This window comes from Roseburia sp. AF12-17LB (assembly GCF_003479605.1).
Lineage (GTDB): Bacteria > Bacillota > Clostridia > Lachnospirales > Lachnospiraceae > Roseburia_C > Roseburia_C amylophila.
This window is the reverse complement of record NZ_QUHR01000029.1, coordinates 1-1,724: the sequence shown is the minus strand read 5'-3', so window position 1 is coordinate 1,724 and position 1,724 is coordinate 1. Positions and strand designations below refer to the sequence as shown.

Sequence of the window (1,724 nt, the reverse complement as noted above, 5' to 3'; positions counted from 1 at the left end):
TCCACTGGCAGGCTTTGTAGTTGGTTCACTAACCGGAATAGCAACATATGGAATGCTCAATGAGGCTGATCTGGAAGTAATGAATCTGGAGGCGTCATTAGAACTTGAGAAACAGCAGCTGGGGAATGTTGGAGAGAGTAGTAGTGGAAGTAAACCATATACAAATAGTCGCCCATCTTATGGTAAAAATCAAGTAAATGAAGTTTGGGAGAATGCGAAAGACCCTATTACAGGAAAAGTTTATGACCCATCTGGCGTTGAAATTACATGGGATAAAACTAAACCGAGAAATGGTCAATGGGATATGGGACATATTCCTAGTGAGAAATACTCTGAAATGCATCAATTATATATGGATGATGTGATTTCAAAAGATGAATTTTTAGAATAGTATCGTAATCCTAGAAATTATAGACCAGAATTACCTAGTACAAATAGAAGTCATAAATATGAGTGAGGAAATAAAAATGAATATTGAGAAAGCAGATTATGGGACAATTGTTAAATTTGGTACATTAAAAGATTTACATGAAAAAATAAAGTTAAAAAATGATAATGTATCTGATATCATTAATTGGGTAGATGATAGTGGAATGAGTATTCTTGAAAGAAGCTTAGTATCCAGAAAATTTGAAATATCAAAATTTTTACTTGATAACAATGCAAAAGTAAACATAGTGTCAAAAGAAGGTAATAATGAATTTCATTTTTTGGCTCCAAATATAAATTGTATTGAAGCAGTTGAAATCGGAAAATTATTGCTAAGTAAAGGTACTTCGGTAATGCAAAAAGATGTAAAGTATGGTAATACAGCCTTTTTTTCATTATGCATGGAAGCTTTTAAGGAACGTTCAGAGAGTACAATGAATTTTATTGAAGAATGTTTTGAACAAGTAACAGATGTTGATGAGAAAAACAAGAATGGATTTACCATTCGTAAACTAATTATGGAAAGGGGAAGCGATGAATTAAAAAAAAGATTGGAGGAAAAATATGCATAGCACAATGAATTTAGGAGGTTCTGTTGTTTCAAAAAATATATTAGAAAGAAGGGGACGAGTAAAATGGTGTTTTAGAGAAGAGAGTGTAAATAATATTGATAATGGGTGGAGATTTCTTTCGGAAATAGATACAGATGAGTTTCTGGCAGATTCAAAAAACATGGTCATTTGTGATTGGGGCACAATTTTTGAAATAGAGCCTGCAATTGCTCCAATTTTTGAATTACCAATTGGAACAGAATTAACCTTAGAATATGATGGCTCACAAAAATATTTTGTAAAATCTGAAACCGGAGAGAAACTTATATTTTAATTATGGTTATACTGTCGGACATCCAACGGCTCTTGCATGTCTATTAATTAATCATCATGGCTGTTGTGAAGCAATTAAGAATCCATGATGTTAATTAATAGACACTAGCGAAATTTTGTCGAGTCGGGTATACGAAAGGACATTGCAAAATCAAAATAGAATATTTAGTTCCAATACGCTGATATAAACGTGCTCTTAGCAACAATGTAAAGTACGAGAAGATTACCAGCATCTGTGAATTAATCCAGGAACAGCTTGCCCGATGGATAGAAGAGATTGATGCGGTGAGGAGCAGTATTGTAGAAATTGCTACTATGCCGGATATATCCCAGGATTCCATGGAGTGACGGGAGACTCAAGGCTGGTATCGGTTAATCCAATCCGTGATACAGTATTTGCCAGTAATCCGG

At 33.9% G+C, this 1,724-nt stretch carries 2 protein-coding genes and 1 pseudogene; all 3 read left to right on the top strand.

Annotated elements, in window-relative coordinates:
* The first annotated feature begins 52 nt into the window (after window positions 1-52).
* Window positions 53-457: pseudogene (locus DWV68_RS14245) on the top strand (HNH/ENDO VII family nuclease).
* Window positions 450-1,001, top strand: a complete 552-nt coding sequence (locus DWV68_RS14240; RefSeq protein WP_118544597.1) for an ankyrin repeat domain-containing protein — start codon at window positions 450-452, stop codon at window positions 999-1,001. The pseudogene DWV68_RS14245 and the gene DWV68_RS14240 overlap by 8 nt, the downstream one beginning before the upstream one ends.
* Window positions 994-1,314, top strand: a complete 321-nt coding sequence (locus DWV68_RS14235; RefSeq protein ID WP_118542600.1) for an immunity protein Imm33 domain-containing protein — start codon at window positions 994-996, stop codon at window positions 1,312-1,314. The genes DWV68_RS14240 and DWV68_RS14235 overlap by 8 nt, the downstream gene beginning before the upstream one ends.
* Window positions 1,315-1,724 lie beyond the last annotated feature (410 nt).